A 17960-nucleotide genomic window follows, 5' to 3' on the forward strand; every position below is an offset into this window, starting at 1 on the left:
AAAACCCCGAATCATGGGGCTTTTTTTAAGTGTCCATGATTCGGGGTACAGTTCATTTAAAGAGGAAGAGCAGCTTTTGTTTTGAAAAAGTTTAGGCCTTTATATTATTTTTTAAAAACAGGTACCCATATCTCGCTTCTGAAATTCGGCGAGGATACGTCTTTACTTTCATTCCACAGTATTTCCGGTCCTTCTGCTAATTCATAGTTTGAAGAAGGAAACCATTCAGAATAAATACGCCCCCATACATTTTGCAATGCATCAGGAAATGGACCGACAGCTTCAAATATAGCCCATGTTGAAGCAGCGACTTCAAGTTGTTTGAATTGCTTCGGACAATCTTTTGTCGTAGTTACTCCAATATAGTGATCGAGTTCTCCTTTTTCCTCCATTCTCCCTTCAGAAAAATTCGTAGAAGCACTAATAATTCCTGCAGGTTCAATATTTGAAAGGGACTTTAATGTTTCGATTGATTGGCTGTCTAAACTTTTCCACATAGAAGCAATTTCTTCGTTTACACCGTTAAAAACGATTGGTACTCGTTTTGTAATACCTATAATTCGAAATGAGTCTTTTTCTTCAATTCGATAGTTCATTTCACTTCCTCCTTGAATAGATAATTGGAAGGCCATTGGTGAATAAGATTTCAAAGAATGACTAGTATTTCGAGCTTCTGAAGGCGTTATTCCGTGCAAATTTTGAAATGCACGTGTAAATGAATCTGGTGAGTTGTATCCATATTTTATAGCGACATCAATGACTTTTACATTGCTATCTTTTAGTTCAAAGGCAGCAAGCGTAAGACGTCTACAGCGAATATATTCTGATAGTGATATGCCAGCTAAAAAAGAAAACATTCTTTTGAAATGATATTCGGAGCAGAGAGCTATTTTTGCGACTTCTTTAAAATCAATTTCGTGTGTAAGGTTGTCTTCAATATACTGCATTGCCGCATTCATATTTTTAAGTGAATCCATTATATGACCTCCTCTATAAATAGAATATCAGGAACAAAATAGCTCCATCCGACATTTCGTGCACAGCTTTGTAGGGTGCATTTTTAACCTTACAAAATTGTAATGTTCCTGTAAGGAGAATGAATGGATGGTATGATATCCCAATGCTATAGTAACAAAGTACTTTCATTCAGTAGGTTAAATTTTTATGTCTTTACTTATGTGCCTTACATAACTGTCATGTTTGTGTAAGAAACATCGATAGTGGCAAGAGTAGAGAGTGTATATAGTTGAAAATAGAGAATAGAAGAAATGAGGGATGTCGAGATGAAAACAGTGTTAGAAGCAAAAAATATTGAAAAAGTGTATGACACAGGTGGGAATAAATTTGCAGCTTTAAAAGGTATTAACTTACAAGTAAAAGAAGGTGAGTTCGTTGGAATTATGGGACCTTCTGGTTCTGGTAAGACGACTCTTTTAAATGTTCTTTCTACAATTGATAATGCGACGGACGGTGAGATTTTAATTGAGGGAAAAGATATCGTGAAGATGAATGATGATAAGCTGGCGTTGTTCCGCCGTGATCATTTAGGTTTCATCTTCCAAGATTATAACTTATTAGATACGTTAACGGTAAAAGAAAACATTGCGTTACCTCTTGCGTTATCGAAGGTGAAAGCGAATGAGATTGATCGCCGCGTTCTTGAAATCTCAAAGAAATTCGGTATTGATCATATTTTAAGTCAGTTCCCATATCAAGTATCTGGTGGGCAGAAGCAGCGTTGCGCGGCATCACGTGCGATCGTTACAAGCCCTAGTATGATATTTGGGGACGAGCCGACTGGAGCACTTGATTCTAAATCAGCGACAGATTTATTAGAAAGTATGAAGTCGTTAAATGAATATGATAACTCTACAATTTTAATGGTAACGCATGATGCATTTGCGGCGAGTTATTGTAAACGAGTTATTTTCATTAAAGATGGTGAGTTATATAAAGAATTGCACCGCGGTGAATCAACACGTAAACAGTTCTTCCAAAAAGTCGTTGACGTAATGTCTTCCATTTCTGGAGGTATGGCTGATGACCTTATCTAGCATTGCCCTCCGCAACATACAGCGGAACTTTAAAGACTACTTTGTATATTTTGCATCTATGATTTTTAGTATTGTAATTTACTTTACATTTAAAGCACTACAATATAATTCGCAAATGGAAAAAGCTGCGGAAGGTTCTAAAAAAATTAGCGGTGCGTTTCAAGTTTCAAGTGTCATGCTAATTATCTTCGTAGCGGTGTTCATTATATATTCGAACGGTTTCTTTACACGAAAACGTAAAAAAGAAGTTGGGCTATATTCGTTACTAGGTATTCGAAAAAGACAGATCGGTAAAATGCTCTTTTATGAAAATATGTTAATGGGATTAATGTCTTTAATTATTGGGATTGCGATTGGTAGCGTTCTTTCAAAACTATTCCTTGAACTACTAGTAAGTATGATGGGGTTAAATTTAAATGTTCATTTTGAAGTACCGATGGCTGCAATTGTTGATACAGCAATTATTTTCTTTGTGATTATATTGTATACATCACTTCAAGGATATCGTTTAATTTATCGATTCAAGCTAATTGAACTTTTCCGCGCAGAACGCGAAGGAGAAGCAATGCCAAAAGGATCTGTAATTATGGCGTTAATTTCAATTTTCTTAATCGGTTCAGGTTATTTCTTAGCATTAATGTTCATGAAGGCAGTTAAGTATGCAGACTTTATGGCAGTTGCACTTTATATTTTACTTGCGACAGTATTAGGTACGTACTTACTATTTATGTTCTTTACAGTATTCGTATTAAAACGTGCAAGAAATAATAAATCATCGTTTTATAACGGTATGAATATGGTAACGACATCACAGCTACTATATCGTATTAAAGGGAATGCAAAGTCACTTGCAACAATTTCTATTTTAAGTGCGGTAACATTAACAGCAGTTGGTACGTCAGTTACGATGTATTACAACACATTTACACAATCAAAAGCATTCGCGCCATACAGCTATTCTTATGAGAAAAAAGATGCAGAACTAGATAAGAAAGTAAATGCGATTTTTGCTGAAGAGAAAGAGAATCATCCTGTAAAAGATCAATTTGAAGTGGAGATGGTTCCTGTAAAAGGAAAGTTTGAAGGAGATAAAGTTGATTTCATCCTTAATATGAACTACAGTATCTCAGAGAAATATCAATTTATGTCTCAATCTGAATTTAATAAACTTGCTAAAAAAATCGATGCAGAAACAGTGAATGTAGCTGCTGGTGAAGCATTTATATATGATAGTTCTTATATTGAAGGGCATGAGTTTAGCCCTCAATATAAAGGAAATAAAGCGGTATTCCAAATTGGAAATGAAACGAAGAAATTAGCGATTCAAGGCGCAAATGATCATGCAATTACGAACTTAGGTGAACTAGTTGTTGTCGTTTCAGATGAAACATATGAACAAGCGAAGCAAGCATTTGGAACACGTGTTGTAAAAAATATTGATGTAAAAGATGAAAGAAACAGTAAAGTATTAACAGAAAAATTAACAAAAGTGATGCCAGCTGGTGAATCAGAAATGGTACCATCATTTAGAGATTTCTACACTGGTTTCCAAATGGGGCTTGAAGGAACTGGACTAATGATGTTCATCGGAATGTTCTTAGGACTTGTATTCTTACTAGCAACAGGTTCTATCATTTACTTTAAACAATTAACAGAAGCAAATGCTGATCGTGAGCGTTATGTTGTACTTCGTAAAGTCGGGGTAACGAAACAGGAAATGAAAAAAGCTATCGCAAAACAAGTAAGCTTTATCTTTGCGATTCCGTTAGTAATCGGAATTCTACACAGCTTGTTTGCATTAAAAGGTTTAGGGAACATACTACCGTTTGAAATTATGATTCCGCTCCTAATTAGTATCGGAGTATACGGTGTCATTTATATCGGATATTACTTCTTAACAGTTCGTTCTTATTATAAGATTGTGAGCGCGAAGTAATAAAGGGGCAGCTATCGCTATAAGCGGTAGCTGTTTTTTGATTTCTTCATAAAATCTTAAGAAATCTCCTCAATTTTTATTAAGAAACGATAGTTATACTTAAACACAAGTTAAAAACTATTGAACGAATGGGGAGAGATTTACATGCAACTCATAACATTCTTACATGAATTTATTAAACACCCGAAACATACTGGTGCGATTGCGCCAAGTTCAAAAATATTAGCAAAGAAAATGGTAGATGTAATTGATTTTAATAGAGCGAAGTGCATTGTGGAATTAGGTCCTGGTACAGGAGTCTTTACGAAAGAAATTATGAAGCGAAAGAAGAAGGAGACAATGTTTCTTCTTATCGAAATTAATGAAGTGTTTTTCAAAGAGCTAAAGAGAAAATTTAAAGATGAGCAGAATGTCATTGTTGTACATGGTTCAGCTGAAAATATAAAGACGTATATGGAAGAGCTCAATATAGAATGCATTGATTACGTCTTATCAGGATTGCCTTTCACATCTTTACCAGAAGAGGTTTCAAAACGCATTTTAAACAACGCAATGGAAGCGATACATGAGAGTGGTGAATTCATTACATTTCAATATTCACTTGTAAAAAAAGGATTTATACAGCATTTCTTCCCTGAAATTACACTAGAAAAAGTTTGGTTTAATTTCCCGCCAGCCTACGTCTTTAGCTGTAAAAAAGAGCTAAGGGGAGCATATGCATAATGGAGCTACATGAATTAATATCATACATTGAGCAGTATGGTTATTGGGCACTATTTTTTTGTTTATGGCTTGGTATTATCGGTATGCCGATTCCAGATGAAATGATTGTAATGAGTGGTGGATTTGTATCTTCATTAGGCGTATTAAGTGTCATTCCTGCGTTTTTATTAACATATTTAGGCGTTGTATCTGGGCTTTCTTTAGGTTACATACTAGGGAAAATATTTGGCATAAGAGTGCTTGAAAAATTGATGAAAAAGAAGAAGGCGAAGTACCTTTTAAAATCACAAGAGATAGTAGGGAAATATGGTCATTATGCATTAGTAATAAGTTATTTTATCCCCGTTGTGAGACATATCGTACCGTATTTAGTAGGAATGAATAACATGTCATTTAAAACGTATGCGATTTATTCATATGTAACAGGATTTGTTTGGACGTTAGTTTACTTTGTACTAGGCTCTATATTTGGTAAGCATATAGAAATGATAGTAACCCTTGTGACCGAGTATGGTATATATTTGGGTGGCATCGTTATTATAGTTTCTAGTATTTCTTATGTGTATATGCATAAGAAGAATGCAGTAGTGAGTGAAATAAAGCAACATTCATAGTTTGGTAAATGATGCTGGAGGAGATTTTGTGAGTAAAGGAACGATACTTATCGTGGACGATGAGAAGGAAATTAGAAAACTTATCGCCATCTATTTGAAGAATGAAGGTTACGAAGTATTACAAGCTGGAGATGGTGGAGAGTGCAGAATACTATGATGTCGAAATTAAAAATCCCACAGCAGAAGAAAAGAAAATATTAGATAGTATTACATTTAAAGAAAAGAATGAATATCGATACAAAGTAGATGAGCAGTTTATTTATCAATTGAAAGAAGATTTAGAAAGAAACCGTCCGCTAACACCTACTGGAAAAGACGAGAATAGTAGCCGATTCGTTCCTGTTTCGAGGGAGCTAATTGTCGGAGCCGTTTTAAGCCATAGGCAAGAAAAAAATGAGGATAATACCAATGTAATTCCAGAAGAGTGGGGAAATGTTTTAAGGTCTCTTCAAAAGACATATATGAATCCTAGTCAAAAGATACAAATTGTAGATCAAAAGATGTATGACGGGATACAAGGTAAAGAAGAAATTATAATACTGGGGAAAACGGACAATTTTATAACGTATAAAGAAGAATGGAAAAAAATCGATGAATTAGAGTTAGCTAGATATAAAGATATGAAAGACGTACATCTTTTGAGTAAATATATGCTGTATGAAGGATATTACAGTACTTACAGTGGAACAGTATTTATGGGATTTTTCTTAGGCATAGCTTTCTTAGCGATGCTGGCAAGCTGTTTAATGTTTAAAATTCTTTCTGGTGCTTCAAAAGATATTATTCGCTATCAAATGCTTCGTAAAATTGGTGTGCGTTATGAGCTATTAACGAAATCAATTTATAAAGAGTTACTTTTAGTTTTCTTGTTCCCAGCGATCGTAGGTATAATGCACGTATTAGTCGGAATGAACATGTTCTCGTTCTTAATAGATAATCCATATTTCCGGATTTGGCTGCCGATTATTATTTTCTTAGTCATTTATGTGTTTTATTATTTCATTACAGTTCAATTGTATAAAAAAATTGTTCTTCCGAAAGAAGTGTAGTATGTAGTGAGTAAGGGGGATGATGAATAGAGATAAATTTAGGGGAATATTATATGGAATTTATAGCGATGAAGAAGTTATAGATTGAAAGAAGCAGCTATTCTACGTAATAGCTGCTTCTTTCATTATTTATAATTAGGAAGCAACTTGTACTGTAGATAAAGAGAAATAAAATCCTCTATCTTTTCAGTATATAAAAGATAAAGAGGGAAAGGTATTATAACTTCTGTAGTAATCGTTCGCTGCTTTTCATGTCGCCTTTACACAACGGGCATTGCGGCTTATCTTCTAAAGAAAAGTTTTTACGCATCCATCCAAGGCAGTCGTCTGCTTCGCATTCCCACACAGCAATTGCTTCTGGTTCTTCTACAGGTTTATCATTTTTTCTCCAATACATGTGATCGCTCCTTTAAATTGAAAAGTTTTTTAGAAAAAACAAAAAAGGTTGTTAACGTTTTTGTTAACAACCTTTTATTTATTCATCATACTATATTTTTTTGAAAAATGCGAAGTTTAGTAATTATTAAAGTTATAGTGAAATAGTGATTATACAAACGCAGGATTATAAATCATCGTAAAGTGCCCTTGTAACAATTCAATATGGCATGGTGTATGAAGCGAACTTTCTCCATCTGTATCTACTTCTTTTTCTTCTTCTGTTTCAATATGAATGGATTTTGCTTTTACGTGGAAGATGTCATTTTCATTTGAGTCTTCAAATAATTTCTTTCCGATATAATCTTTAAACGCCTGAATGCCTGTTGATTTTACGACGAAAATATCAAGTGTTCCGTCGTCACATTTTACGTTTGGGATAAAGGACGGGATACCGCCAAGATATTCGCCGTTTCCAACCATAACAAGTACAGCTTCGTCTTTATATACTTGTCCGTCGTAAGTGATTTTTACTGGGAATGGTTCAGCGTTTTTTACAGTTCGAATGGTGCTTAAATAGTAACCGATTTTACCAAGCTTTGCTTTCTCTTCTGCATCAATATTGTTTGATACTTCAGAGACGAGTCCAATACCCCAGAAGTTTAAGAAGTGTTGTCCATTTGCTTTTGCGACATCGATTGGTTTTACATGTCCTTTTGTAATGAGTTTTGCTGCTTCTGCAATATTTTGCGGAACACCAAGTGTGCGAGAGAAGTCGTTGCAAGTTCCGCCTGGAATGATTGCAAGTGTAGGTCTAATTTCAAGAGGGGCTAAGCCATTTGTGCATTCAAATACAGTTCCGTCACCACCAAAGACGATAATTAAATCTACTTTACTAGCAAACTCCTGACAATATTTTGTTGCATCACCTTGTTGCTTCGTATGAAGGATATGTAAGTCAGGAAAAGCTGCGGCAAGTGGTGGTACGATTTTCGTTAAGTTTGTATGTAAATCGCCTTGTCCAGCTTTTGGATTTACGATGAGGAGTACTTTTTCAAATTTTGTCTTTGTCATTTTTATTCTCTCCCTTTGTCTTTTACGAATCGTGATAGAAAATAAATTTCCATCAATAATTGATGGAAGTTTACCCCGCATTAACGGGCAGTAAGACTCCCACCTCAAATTTCGACGAATACGAGGAAGTTAGGTGGGAGATCAACTGCCCGTAAAAGCCCGATTGGTTCAACTAATAATCAGTGGGGGATAGACAAAACCCCCACTGATTAAAGTTTCACTTTATTTTTTTATATTATTCCGTTACAACTGAAGCGATAAATGGTAAGTTACGATATTTTTCTGCGCAGTCAATACCGTAGCCAACGATAAATTCGTCTGGAATTTGGAAGCCAACATATTCAGCTTTTAAGTCCACTTTACGGCGTTCAGGTTTATCAAGTAACGTACAGAATTTCAATGCTTTTGGTTTATGCATAAAGAAGTGATCTTTTAAGAAGTGAAGTGTTAAACCAGAATCGATAATGTCTTCTACGACAATTACGTTTTTTCCAGTAATGTTTACATCGATATCTTTTAATAGTTTTACTTTTCCAGTTGTTTCTGTTTGATTTCCGTAGCTAGATGCAGAGATAAAGTCGATTGTTACTTCGTTTTTAATATGACGAATTAAATCAGCAGCGAATACGAAAGATCCTTTTAATACAGCGATTACTACGATTTCTTCTCCTTCAAAATCACGTTCGATTTGAAGAGCTAGTTCTTTTACTTTTTCTTGTAATTGTTCTTCAGAAATTAAAGTGTCTTTTATTTCAATTTTCATTTGAATCCTCCTACAGTGTAAAACTTGTGAACATTTCGACTGTAAAGGATAGAAAGAAAAAAGTCAAAGAAGATATAAGGTTTTTACAGAAACCCCCACAAAATAATCAGATGATATGATATACTGATTACATTAAGAAAACGCTTCCATAAAGGGTGATTATGATGAAAAAGAAACAGTATACAAGTGTAACATTTATAAAAGCATTGCTTTTAACAATTGTTCTTGGTATGTTGGCTTACATAATTGATGTACCTGCAATTCGCATTTCACTAATTGGAATGACTTTAGTATTAGGCGCAATATCCCACGGTATGATGTCGCAGCTGCAAGAGGCTGGACTTGATGATATGAAAGATTCTATAGATAAGAAATGAGAAACCTTCACGTATATAGAGTGAAGGTTTTTTCGTTTCTTACAAAAATGTAAGGTGATTTGTAAGACAAATCGATAGTTGCATAGTAGTGTTTTGGATAAACTATAAGTGTAAGGTAAAAGGCAAGCATATTTTAGGTAAAGTAAGTTTTAGGCACTCTATATGTGAAAAAGGAGTAGGAGGGCATGGAGAAACATTGGACGACCTTTTCTTTTTTAGCAACTAGTAACACCGTAATGCTAGCTGGAGAAATGGATTTTTTGCAGATGTTTGATCGAGAAGACGATCATTCTTCTTCTAAATTTACAATGAAATGGAGTAAGTGGAGCGATAGTTGTGAATTGGAAGAAGAGGCCCCTAACGACAGGCAAAAAATTATTTTAACAAATCCTATTAAAGCATGGGTCGTTCAATGTCGTAAGTGTAACGTCAAAAATCACTTCAAGAAAACTGAGCCGAGACAATTAGTTATCACTCCGGCCCTTTCTACTTCTCAATCACGCGAAAGTAACAAATAAATATCGAGACACACACCCGAAAAAACATCGTATATATTGCGATGTTTTTTTATTTTTCTACAATGAAATCTTTAAATGAAATATATTTCATCTGCATCTTATATTTATATCTATTGTTTATTCTAGTGATACATCCGATGCGACGTGATGTAAAACGTATAAGAGGAGAGAATGAAAATGAAAAAGAAACTATTACCAATTTGTGCAATGGCACTTTTAACAGTAGGTTATTCTTCGGTAGCGAGTGCTTCAACTGGAACACTGACAAAGGAAGAAGCAGCGCAAGTACAGTCAGATGTAGCTAAAAAGGAAGCAGCAATTCAGGAACAGCAAAAAAATGATGTAGAGAAAAAGCAAGCAGCACAAGTACAAGAAAAAAGTGATATGGCAAAAAAAGAAGAAGCAATAAAAGCCGAGAAAAAGAGTGAAGAAGAGAAAAAGAGAATAGCGCAAGAACAGTTAAAAAGTGATATGGCAAAAAAAGAAGTAGCGATAAAAGACGGGCAAAAAAATGATGCAGTTAAAAAAGAAGTAGCAAAGCCAGTTGTACAAGGTGAAAAATTACCAAACACAGCATCAAATAATGTGGCAATGATGGCACTAAGCGCATGTCTTGTAGGGATAGGGACATTATTTGGTTTGAATCGTCGTAATAAAGTTAAGGCATAAATAAAATATTTTTCTATAAAGAACGGGATAATTTCATATATTAAAAATGGTAGGTTATTCCTACCATTTTTTGCATGGAGGGATGGAACGTGAAGTTACTCAATTATATCGGTATCATATTGATGGCCATAGGGCTATTCATGGGATCGTATTACGCTGTGGAATGGTATAAAGGAAAAAGCTCTGCTCAAGAATTAACGAAAGAAGAAATAAAGAGCCTTAAAAATATACAAGATAATCAACTTTCATATGAAACACCAGTAACGTCCCAAGTACCTTCTTCTCAAACACAACATAAAGAAGGAGAAAAGGTAGCGATGTTAAATATACCGAAAATAAAGAAGAAGTTTTCTATATATTGGGGAGCGAATGATGCAACTTTGAAAAAAGGAGTTGGTATGTTTGTTAGCGATTTAACGACAACTCCATCTGGAGGAGGACATACTGTACTGAGTGGGCATCGAGATACTGTATTTACAGATTTAGAAGAGTTAAAAGAAAAGGATACTCTTATTTTAGAGTATGATAATAAAACTTACACATATGAAATTCAAAAGACATGGATTACCCATGCGGATGATCGTACTGTTATTATAAAAAAAGAAGAACCAATATTAACACTGACGACTTGCTATCCGTTTGATTATATAGGAGATGCACCAGATAGATATATTATCGAGGCGAAGTTAACTGGTAGTTATTCAAAATAAAATTGTAGTTTCTGAAAGTGGGAGGGGGATACATAAGTTATGTCAAAAAACATTTTAATTGTTGAAGATGAAGATATTTTACGTGAAATATTAAAGGATTATTTTTTGAGTGAACAATATAAAGTGCTTGAAGCGAGAGACGGGAAAGAAGCTTTAGCTTTGTTTGAGGAAGAAGAGGTTGATTTAGTTATACTCGATATTATGTTGCCTGAACTAGATGGATGGTCTGTTTGCCGAAGGATTCGTAAGACGTCCCAAGTACCAATTATTATGCTGACAGCACGCGTAGATGAAGATGATACGTTACTTGGGTTTGAGCTTGGGGCAGATGATTATGTTGCGAAACCATATAGTCCGCCTATTTTATTAGCGAGAGCGAAACGATTATTGGAAAGTAGAAAAGCTTTGAAAGAATCTCCAAATAGTGAAGATGACACAATTTGTATTCATGGAATTTATGTTCACTTCCCATCTCGTACTGTTACGGTTGATGGAGAAAGTATTACTTTAACACATACAGAGTTTGAAATATTAGTGTATTTCATGAAAAACCAAGGAATTGTTCTAACACGAGAGCAATTAATTTCAAGAATTTGGGGATATGAATTTGCTGGTGATGATAGAACGGTTAATAGTCATATTCGTAATTTGCGAAATAAATTAGGAGAGAAAGCAAAGTACATTACAACTGTAGTGCGAACCGGTTATAAATTTGAGGGGAATGTATGAGAAAAGGGATTGTACTTAAATTATTTACCCTTACAACAGCCTTATGCATGTTGATTTTAGCGACGATATTTATTGGACAAACGATATTTTTTAAACAATATTATGCGAATCGAAAAGTGGAAGACATTAAAGTGAATTTAGATTCCTTTGGAAAGAGTTACTTAAATTATGCGGGGAGTTCGGAGGAAGTTCAGAAACTGGAGCAAGATTTTTTAAGAGAAAATAATACTTGGATTACGACGTTAGATCATAATGGGAATTTAAAGCACGCAGATGATTTTTATTTTGAAATTACTTTAGATCGACGAGAAGAGAAGCGAGTGGGACAAAAAACAATTATCATTCCTTTGTACTATCTCATGAATATAGATGAGATTGAAGGTGGAACACTACCTGATTTGGAAGGACGACCAGTTTATTTCGATGGACTAAAAAGAGACGATAGTTTCATCACATCTTATTTAAAGATAGATGAGGTGAATTTGAGTTGGTTTCATAAACCATTAGGTAAGAAGTTAGCTGAAAAAGAACCTAAGATGAGCGAGGAAAAACCAAAGGTTGCTCAAGATTCTATCACTGTGGAAAGAAAAAAAATTGCTGGAATTATGAATGATGAGGAAAAGAAGAGGGCGGCTCAAAATTCAGATTTTAATATATCAGGGAAAATTACGAAGGTACAGTTCCCTAATGTAAAAGGACCTGTAAACCCAATTTATAAAAATAATTTATTTTTGGATAATATAAAAGAATTTCAAGCTGATTTATTACTAAAAGAAAGCAATCAAATACAATATGCAACACAAACAATGGACTATGAAAAGAATGATATAAAATATAAATTATTAATCAAACCAATAAAAGAAAAAGATGGATCGGTGACATACATATACGCGATGGCTTCTTTACAACCTGTAGATGAGGCTGTACAAATGGTACAAGATTATTACATTTACATTATTGCGTTTGTAGTCATTCTTATTTTTCTAGCTTCTTTCTATTATTCAAAACAAATTGCAAAACCGTTATTAAAAATAAATGATACAACGAAGAAAATAGCACATTTAGACTTTACAGAAAAAATCCCGATTACTTCAAAAGATGAAATTGGTGATTTATCGCAAAATATTAATACACTATCTAATAAACTACATTCACATATTGGACAGTTAGAACAAGATATTGAAAAAGAAAGAAAGTTAGAAAACACGAGAAAAGAATTTATTTCAGGTGTTTCACATGAATTAAAAACACCGCTGAGTATTATGAAAAGCTGTATTTCTATTTTAAAAGATGGGGTAGCTGAACATAAGAAAGACTACTATTTTCAGGCGATGGAAAAAGAAGTAGACAAGATGGATATACTAATTTTGGATATGCTTGAATTAGCTAAATTTGAGTCTGGCACATACAACATGAAGATGGATTCTTTCTATATCGATGGAGTGATTGAAGAAATATGTGAACAGCTTTCATCGGAGATAGAGAAAAAAGAACTGAGTGTGCACAAACATATATGTCCAGCTGAAGTGGTTGGGAATCAAAATAGAATTGCACAAGTAATTGTGAACTTCATTACGAATGCGATACGTTATACACCGAACAAAGAGGATATTATTATTTCCGCAATAGACGAGAAGAATCATATAAAAGTGTGTATAGAAAATAAAGGTGCCCACATTGAAGAAGAACAATTAGATAAAATTTGGGATCGTTTTTATCGCGTGGATGCGGCACGGAAACGTTCACAAGGTGGAACAGGGCTTGGCCTTGCAATTTCAAAGAATATTTTAGAACTGCACAATGCTGAATATGGGGTAAAGAATACCGAAGATGGTGTGTTATTTTACTTCTATTTACCGAAAAAAGCGTAGATAATACAATCTACGCTTTTTTAATTTAATTTCATATTATCTTTACTTAATCTTTATTTTTAAGCGATATAATCTGGTTAGAAAAAGAGATTATGTAAGGAGTAGATTAGCCGTGAATAGCAATTTACTAGGTGTGATGGTATTTATTTTCTTTTGTGCATTTATTGTATTTATTATTGATATTACGATATGAAAAAAGAGCGCTAATTAAGCGCCCTTCTTTTTTGTATTCATTTGATAAGCACCGATGCTTTTGAATAAGCGTGGTGAAGTTGTAAATAAAAGAATTAGTAATACAGTACATAGTATGAAAGAACCGATCATTGTACTGCCGTTTACAATTAATGAATATAAGACAGCTGATTGTCCTTTAGGTGCATATTGACCAAAGAAAATAATACCAGCAATAAAGTGACAGAAATAACGTGCAAAGCTGCCGACAAATGTGGCAAGGATAATGTAAACGAGTGCTTTTTTTCCTTTGTTTTGTTTTGGTTTATCTTTGCGACTACCAAAACTTGAATGCTTTGCATCACTGTTGTCTGAGGCAAGTGCTTTTTGAATTGGACGATAGAATAAACCAGCAAAGCCGATAAAGGAAAAGGCAATGAAGTACTCAATGAATGCTTGAACTGGCGTTAAAATGTAGGCATTACCTACGACGATTTGTAAAAGTCCCCAAATTAAGCCTCCTAAGGAAGCCATTTTGAAGCCCCAGCGGTATGCAATAATAAAAATAGGAATCATAGCAAATGAGATGGAACCGCCTGTTGGAAGTTTAATTGATAATGGTAAAATGTCGATAATCAAGGCTAAGGCTGCAAGAATAGCAGATTCGATCATCGCTTGTAAATTGGTGTTACGCATGTTGTTTCCCCCTAAATCCAAGTTGCACAAAAAAGAACATTATCATAGGAGGATACGAAATACGTAAATAAAAAAGAGGTATGTATTTCGGACGTTTGCACAATCCCTGCGTTAGCATTAACTAACAGGTTCAAAGGGTCGGAACGAAATGTTCCCTCTCAGCGGTAAGGCTCCCCCTGCGATAACGAGATTCTTTATTTGTTATTGTTTATTGTAATTGAAATGGATGAGAATGGCAAATGTACCGTGTATGACAATTATTGAAATATAATTGTATCGAAATGTTAATAAATATGAAGCAAAAAGATATAGTCCAAGTGAAATAGAGTATGATATAATTTTTTTGAAAATAATTATCATTCTCTTCTGAGGGGGAAGGTTATGAGCTTAGTAGATATTAAAATTGGTGAGAAAGTGTTAGTAAAAAGTATTCAGTCGTTAGATCAGTTATTAAAGCGTAGACTAGCTGCTTTTGGTCTTGCGGAAGGAAGCGAACTTCGCATAAAACAGAAAGCGATGTTTAAAGGTCCTTGTACATTGGAGTGTCGTGGACAGTTGATTAGTATTCGTCATTGTGACGCGAAAATGATAAAGGTGGAATTAGCGTGAATAAGGTAGCTTTGCTAGGGAATCCGAATACAGGGAAAACATCATTATTTAATGCACTTACTGGTTCTTATGAGTATGTAGGAAACTGGAGCGGTGTAACAGTAGAAAAGAAGGTTGGTAAATTAAAAGATAAGCAAGGAACATTAATTGATTTACCAGGCGTCTATGATTTGAATCCAGTTTCACGTGATGAAGGTGTCGTTACGAATTTTCTACTAACAGACGAATTTCATCATATGTTAAATATAGTGGATTCTTCGCAATTCGAGCGAAATATGCATTTAACACTGCAATTACTTGAATTTGGTAAGCCCATTTCAATTGGTTTAAATATGGTTGATGTGGCAAAGCAAAGAGGAATTGTGATTAATGTAAAACGGTTATCAGAAATATTAGGTGTAACAGTCGTTCCTGTCATCGCAAGAACCGGAAAAGGCTGTGAAGAATTACTTACTACTCTTCATGAAGAGAAACAAAAAGAGAAAAAGCCATTTGTTATTTCATATGGTGTACAAATGGATGAAGGGATTGGAGAGATAATTGCTCTTTTAGAGACAGCGAATTATGAGCATCCGAGGTGGTTAACCCTTCAATTTTTAAGCAATAACGAAGTAGTAGAAAAAGAAATGAAAGCATTACCAATTTATAAGGAACTTATAGCCATTCGATCTCGTTTAGATGGAAAACTTGATTGTACGTTGGAGGAGCACATTTACAAGACTCGTGAAGCGTATATTGAAAAGTTAAAAACAAATGTTATGCAACATGAGAAAGAAGGAAAAATTCCTTTTTCGGAAAAAATCGATAGGTTAATTACACATAAAATTTTAGGACTTCCAATCTTTTTAGCAGTTATGTTTTTTATTTTTCAGGTTACGTTTACGTGGATTGGTACACCTTTATCGGATATGCTTGATGGATTTTTTGGAGGACAACTTACTGATTGGGTTACAGCTGGGCTCACAAGTGTTGGCGCTTCTGATTTTATTCAAGCACTCGTTACAGAAGGTATTATTGCTGGCGTTGGTGCGGTATTAGTATTCGTTCCACAAATCTTTGCACTATTCTTCTTCATTTCATTATTAGAAGACTCAGGATATATGGCACGAATTGCAGTTGTTATGGATAGAATTATGGAGTTTTTCGGTTTAAACGGAAAAGCGTTCATTCCGATGATTATCGGCTTTGGATGTAACGTTCCAGGTATTATGGCAGCGAGAACGATTGAACAAGAAAAAGAACGTTTACTTACAGTTCTTGTAACACCATTTATGTCTTGTTCAGCACGTTTACCTGTATATGCATTATTTGCGGGAGTGTTCTTCCCTAATAGTCAGGCAACTGTTGTGTTCTCTTTATACATTGCAGGTATTGTTCTTGCGTTACTTGTTACAAAAATTATGTCTCTTACTATTTTAAAAGCGGAAAAATCTATTTTTGTCATTGAACTACCACCTTACCGTGTGCCGCAAGCGAAAACGTTATGGCTGAGCACGTGGGAGAAAGGTAAAGGATTTGTTCGTAAAGCAGGTACATTCATCTTCGGTGGTTCTGTTGTCATTTGGTTATTAAACTATGCAGGTCCATCAGGATTTGGTGTTGATATGGGAGACAGTTACTTAGCAATGATTGGTGGATTTATCGCACCACTATTTGCACCGCTCGGCTTTGGAACGTGGCAAGCTGCAGCATCCCTTTTAACAGGATTTTTAGCGAAAGAAGTTGTCGTTTCTACAATGGCAATTATTTATGCGGTTAAAGAAGATGTGCTAGGAAATGTAATGGGAGCACATTATACGGCGCTATCAGCCTATGCATTTATGTTCTTTATTTTATTATATGTTCCGTGCTTAGCGACAGTAGCTGTTATTAAACGTGAAACAGGATCGATGAAATGGACAGTTTTCTCTGTCGTTTATCCGCTCGTTGTTGCTTATGTATTAACGCTCATTATATACCAAGTTGGATCCTTACTCGGATTCTAGAAGGAGATGTATTGCAATGATGGTCAATATTATAATTGGAGCTATCATTTTTGGTTATGCAGCATATACGTTAGTTAATTTTGTAAAGAGAAGTAAAAAAGGAAAATGCGCAGCATGCTCTTTAAGTAAGTCATGTCAGTCACAAACTTGTAGTCCGGATATGGAGCAAATTGCCCATAAATAGAAAAAAGCTTTGCGAATTTCGCAAAGCTTTTTTTATTATTTAATTTTAACTAATTGAGCTTCTTCTGCTGCTTTTCTATGATCAGCCATTTCTTTTTTAGGATCTTTATTCATTTTTAATACACCGACAGATTTTTCTTCTCCTGTTACTTTTCCATATGCAGCATCATCGACGATTGCAAACATATCTGTATAAGAACGACCATCACCGATAATTGTATTACCTTCATATTTCAATTTTTTACCATTAATTTCGGCGTTTTCTACTTTTTCTTTCGCAAATAATACACCTTGTTCGACTGTTACTGCTGGTAATTTATCAATTGCTTTTGCATCGTCTTTTTCTACTTTCTTAAGTAGTTCTTTCTTCACTAACTCTTCACCAGTTTTCTTATCCATTACAAGTACTTTTTTACCTTCTAATGTCGCAAGTTTCATTTTGTATGTGTTCTTTTCTTTTATGTCAGATCTATTTTTATCAATAATTGAATTCACTTGTTGGTCACTACCGTAAGCAACGATACCGTTTGCTTTTTCTCCTAATAAAGAACAACCTGATAATGCTCCGAATGAAATTGCTGCTGCTAACCCGATTCCTACTAATTTTTTCATGATGATTTCTCCTTTTTATATGTTTTATAGTAAATACAGTTTCTGTATTAGTCCTTACATTATGAGAAGCTTTTTTGTTATTCCGTTGCTTCTGGTATTAGTGTATAAGAAATGTTGAAACGTAACTATCGAGTTAGCTTACAGTAACATTACAATTATGTAATTTAGTGAAATCGCGCAAATATAAGTTGATTTTGGAGACAGAAATAATAAGGATATAGTAGGAATACAATATTATATCT

Annotated in this window: 19 protein-coding genes, 2 pseudogenes and 1 riboswitch; of the genes and pseudogenes, 15 read left to right on the forward strand and 6 right to left on the reverse strand. The window is 34.5% G+C overall.

Going from position 1 to position 17960, the window contains the following annotated elements:
- Positions 1-104: 104 nt before the first annotated feature.
- On the reverse strand, positions 105-977 hold the full coding sequence (locus tag AB3X48_RS07980; protein ID WP_016106473.1) for an AraC family transcriptional regulator: 873 nt from the start codon (positions 975-977) through the stop codon (positions 105-107).
- 306 nt (positions 978-1283) lie between these two features.
- Here AB3X48_RS07980 and AB3X48_RS07985 point away from each other — a divergent pair, with 306 nt between their 5' ends.
- The 6 genes and pseudogenes from AB3X48_RS07985 to AB3X48_RS08010 all read left to right on the forward strand — a co-directional run.
- Positions 1284-2054, forward strand: coding sequence for an ABC transporter ATP-binding protein (locus AB3X48_RS07985; RefSeq protein WP_002112508.1), 771 nt, complete (start codon positions 1284-1286; stop codon positions 2052-2054).
- Positions 2041-3990 carry an ABC transporter permease gene (locus tag AB3X48_RS07990; RefSeq protein WP_016106472.1) on the forward strand — a complete coding sequence of 650 codons (1950 nt, stop codon included), beginning with the start codon at positions 2041-2043 and terminating at the stop codon, positions 3988-3990. Before AB3X48_RS07985 ends, AB3X48_RS07990 begins: the two co-directional genes overlap by 14 nt.
- A gap of 144 nt (positions 3991-4134) precedes the next feature.
- Complete coding sequence (locus tag AB3X48_RS07995) at positions 4135-4713, forward strand: class I SAM-dependent methyltransferase (protein WP_002067767.1); 579 nt, start codon at positions 4135-4137, stop codon at positions 4711-4713.
- Positions 4713-5327 carry a DedA family protein gene (locus AB3X48_RS08000; RefSeq protein ID WP_016106471.1) on the forward strand — a complete coding sequence of 205 codons (615 nt, stop codon included), beginning with the start codon at positions 4713-4715 and terminating at the stop codon, positions 5325-5327. The genes AB3X48_RS07995 and AB3X48_RS08000 overlap by 1 nt, the downstream gene beginning before the upstream one ends.
- A 28-nt stretch (positions 5328-5355) precedes the next feature.
- Positions 5356-5463 (forward strand): annotated as a pseudogene (locus AB3X48_RS08005) (DNA-binding response regulator); the annotation flags it as partial.
- Positions 5459-6376 (forward strand): annotated as a pseudogene (locus AB3X48_RS08010) (ABC-2 family transporter permease); the annotation flags it as partial. The pseudogenes AB3X48_RS08005 and AB3X48_RS08010, both read left to right, overlap by 5 nt.
- Before the next feature lie 217 nt (positions 6377-6593).
- Here AB3X48_RS08010 and AB3X48_RS08015 read toward each other — a convergent pair.
- The 3 genes from AB3X48_RS08015 to hpt all read right to left on the reverse strand — a co-directional run bounded on the left by AB3X48_RS08015 (position 6594) and on the right by hpt (position 8588).
- On the reverse strand, positions 6594-6773 hold the full coding sequence (locus AB3X48_RS08015; RefSeq protein ID WP_002067775.1) for a cold-inducible protein YdjO-related protein: 180 nt from the start codon (positions 6771-6773) through the stop codon (positions 6594-6596).
- A gap of 149 nt (positions 6774-6922) precedes the next feature.
- Positions 6923-7825, reverse strand: coding sequence for a diacylglycerol/lipid kinase family protein (locus tag AB3X48_RS08020; RefSeq protein ID WP_016106469.1), 903 nt, complete (start codon positions 7823-7825; stop codon positions 6923-6925).
- Between the two features lie 235 nt (positions 7826-8060).
- Entirely contained in the window at positions 8061-8588 is a 528-nt protein-coding gene (gene hpt / locus AB3X48_RS08025; RefSeq protein ID WP_000687586.1) for a hypoxanthine phosphoribosyltransferase, read from the reverse strand.
- A 161-nt stretch (positions 8589-8749) separates the two neighbouring features.
- Between hpt and AB3X48_RS08030 the strand changes: the two genes are divergently transcribed.
- From AB3X48_RS08030 to AB3X48_RS08055, 6 genes are all read left to right on the forward strand, one after another.
- A complete protein-coding gene (locus AB3X48_RS08030) occupies positions 8750-8965 on the forward strand; it encodes a hypothetical protein (protein ID WP_000976189.1) in 216 nt (71 codons plus the stop codon).
- Positions 8966-9150: 185 nt separating this feature from the next.
- A complete protein-coding gene (locus AB3X48_RS08035; RefSeq protein WP_078180942.1) occupies positions 9151-9483 on the forward strand; it encodes a hypothetical protein in 333 nt (110 codons plus the stop codon).
- 177 nt (positions 9484-9660) lie between these two features.
- Positions 9661-10152: an LPXTG cell wall anchor domain-containing protein gene (locus tag AB3X48_RS08040; RefSeq protein WP_078180941.1), complete on the forward strand. Its 492-nt coding sequence runs from the start codon at positions 9661-9663 to the stop codon at positions 10150-10152.
- Positions 10153-10241: 89 nt separating this feature from the next.
- Positions 10242-10862 (forward strand): class D sortase, LPxTATN-specific, encoded by a 621-nt coding sequence (gene srtD, locus AB3X48_RS08045; RefSeq protein WP_016106466.1) that lies wholly within the window; start codon positions 10242-10244, stop codon positions 10860-10862.
- A 39-nt stretch (positions 10863-10901) separates the two neighbouring features.
- Positions 10902-11591 carry a response regulator transcription factor gene (locus tag AB3X48_RS08050; protein ID WP_016106465.1) on the forward strand — a complete coding sequence of 230 codons (690 nt, stop codon included), beginning with the start codon at positions 10902-10904 and terminating at the stop codon, positions 11589-11591.
- Positions 11588-13462, forward strand: a complete 1875-nt coding sequence (locus AB3X48_RS08055) for a sensor histidine kinase (protein WP_016106464.1) — start codon at positions 11588-11590, stop codon at positions 13460-13462. The genes AB3X48_RS08050 and AB3X48_RS08055 overlap by 4 nt, the downstream gene beginning before the upstream one ends.
- Before the next feature lie 207 nt (positions 13463-13669).
- Here AB3X48_RS08055 and thiT read toward each other — a convergent pair whose 3' ends face one another.
- Complete coding sequence (gene thiT / locus AB3X48_RS08060) at positions 13670-14329, reverse strand: energy-coupled thiamine transporter ThiT (RefSeq protein WP_016106463.1); 660 nt, start codon at positions 14327-14329, stop codon at positions 13670-13672.
- A gap of 85 nt (positions 14330-14414) precedes the next feature.
- Positions 14415-14516, reverse strand: a riboswitch (TPP riboswitch).
- Positions 14517-14710: 194 nt separating this feature from the next.
- Between thiT and AB3X48_RS08065 the strand changes: the two genes are divergently transcribed.
- Genes AB3X48_RS08065 through AB3X48_RS08075 form a run of 3 tightly spaced genes read left to right on the forward strand, consistent with a single transcriptional unit; the run spans position 14711 to position 17107 of the window.
- On the forward strand, positions 14711-14938 hold the full coding sequence (locus AB3X48_RS08065) for a FeoA family protein (RefSeq protein ID WP_000060510.1): 228 nt from the start codon (positions 14711-14713) through the stop codon (positions 14936-14938).
- Entirely contained in the window at positions 14935-16923 is a 1989-nt protein-coding gene (gene feoB / locus AB3X48_RS08070) for a ferrous iron transport protein B (protein WP_078180936.1), read from the forward strand. The genes AB3X48_RS08065 and feoB overlap by 4 nt, the downstream gene beginning before the upstream one ends.
- 16 nt (positions 16924-16939) lie before the next feature.
- On the forward strand, positions 16940-17107 hold the full coding sequence (locus tag AB3X48_RS08075) for a FeoB-associated Cys-rich membrane protein (RefSeq protein ID WP_000989601.1): 168 nt from the start codon (positions 16940-16942) through the stop codon (positions 17105-17107).
- A gap of 35 nt (positions 17108-17142) precedes the next feature.
- Here AB3X48_RS08075 and AB3X48_RS08080 read toward each other — a convergent pair whose 3' ends face one another.
- The gene (locus AB3X48_RS08080) at positions 17143-17718 is read right to left on the reverse strand and encodes a lipoprotein BA_5634 family protein (protein WP_088099604.1); all 576 of its coding nucleotides are present in this window, start codon (positions 17716-17718) and stop codon (positions 17143-17145) included.
- Positions 17719-17960: the final 242 nt, after the last annotated feature.

Origin of the sequence: Bacillus sp. S4 (assembly GCF_040838205.1) — a bacterium.
GTDB lineage: Bacteria > Bacillota > Bacilli > Bacillales > Bacillaceae_G > Bacillus_A > Bacillus_A cereus_U.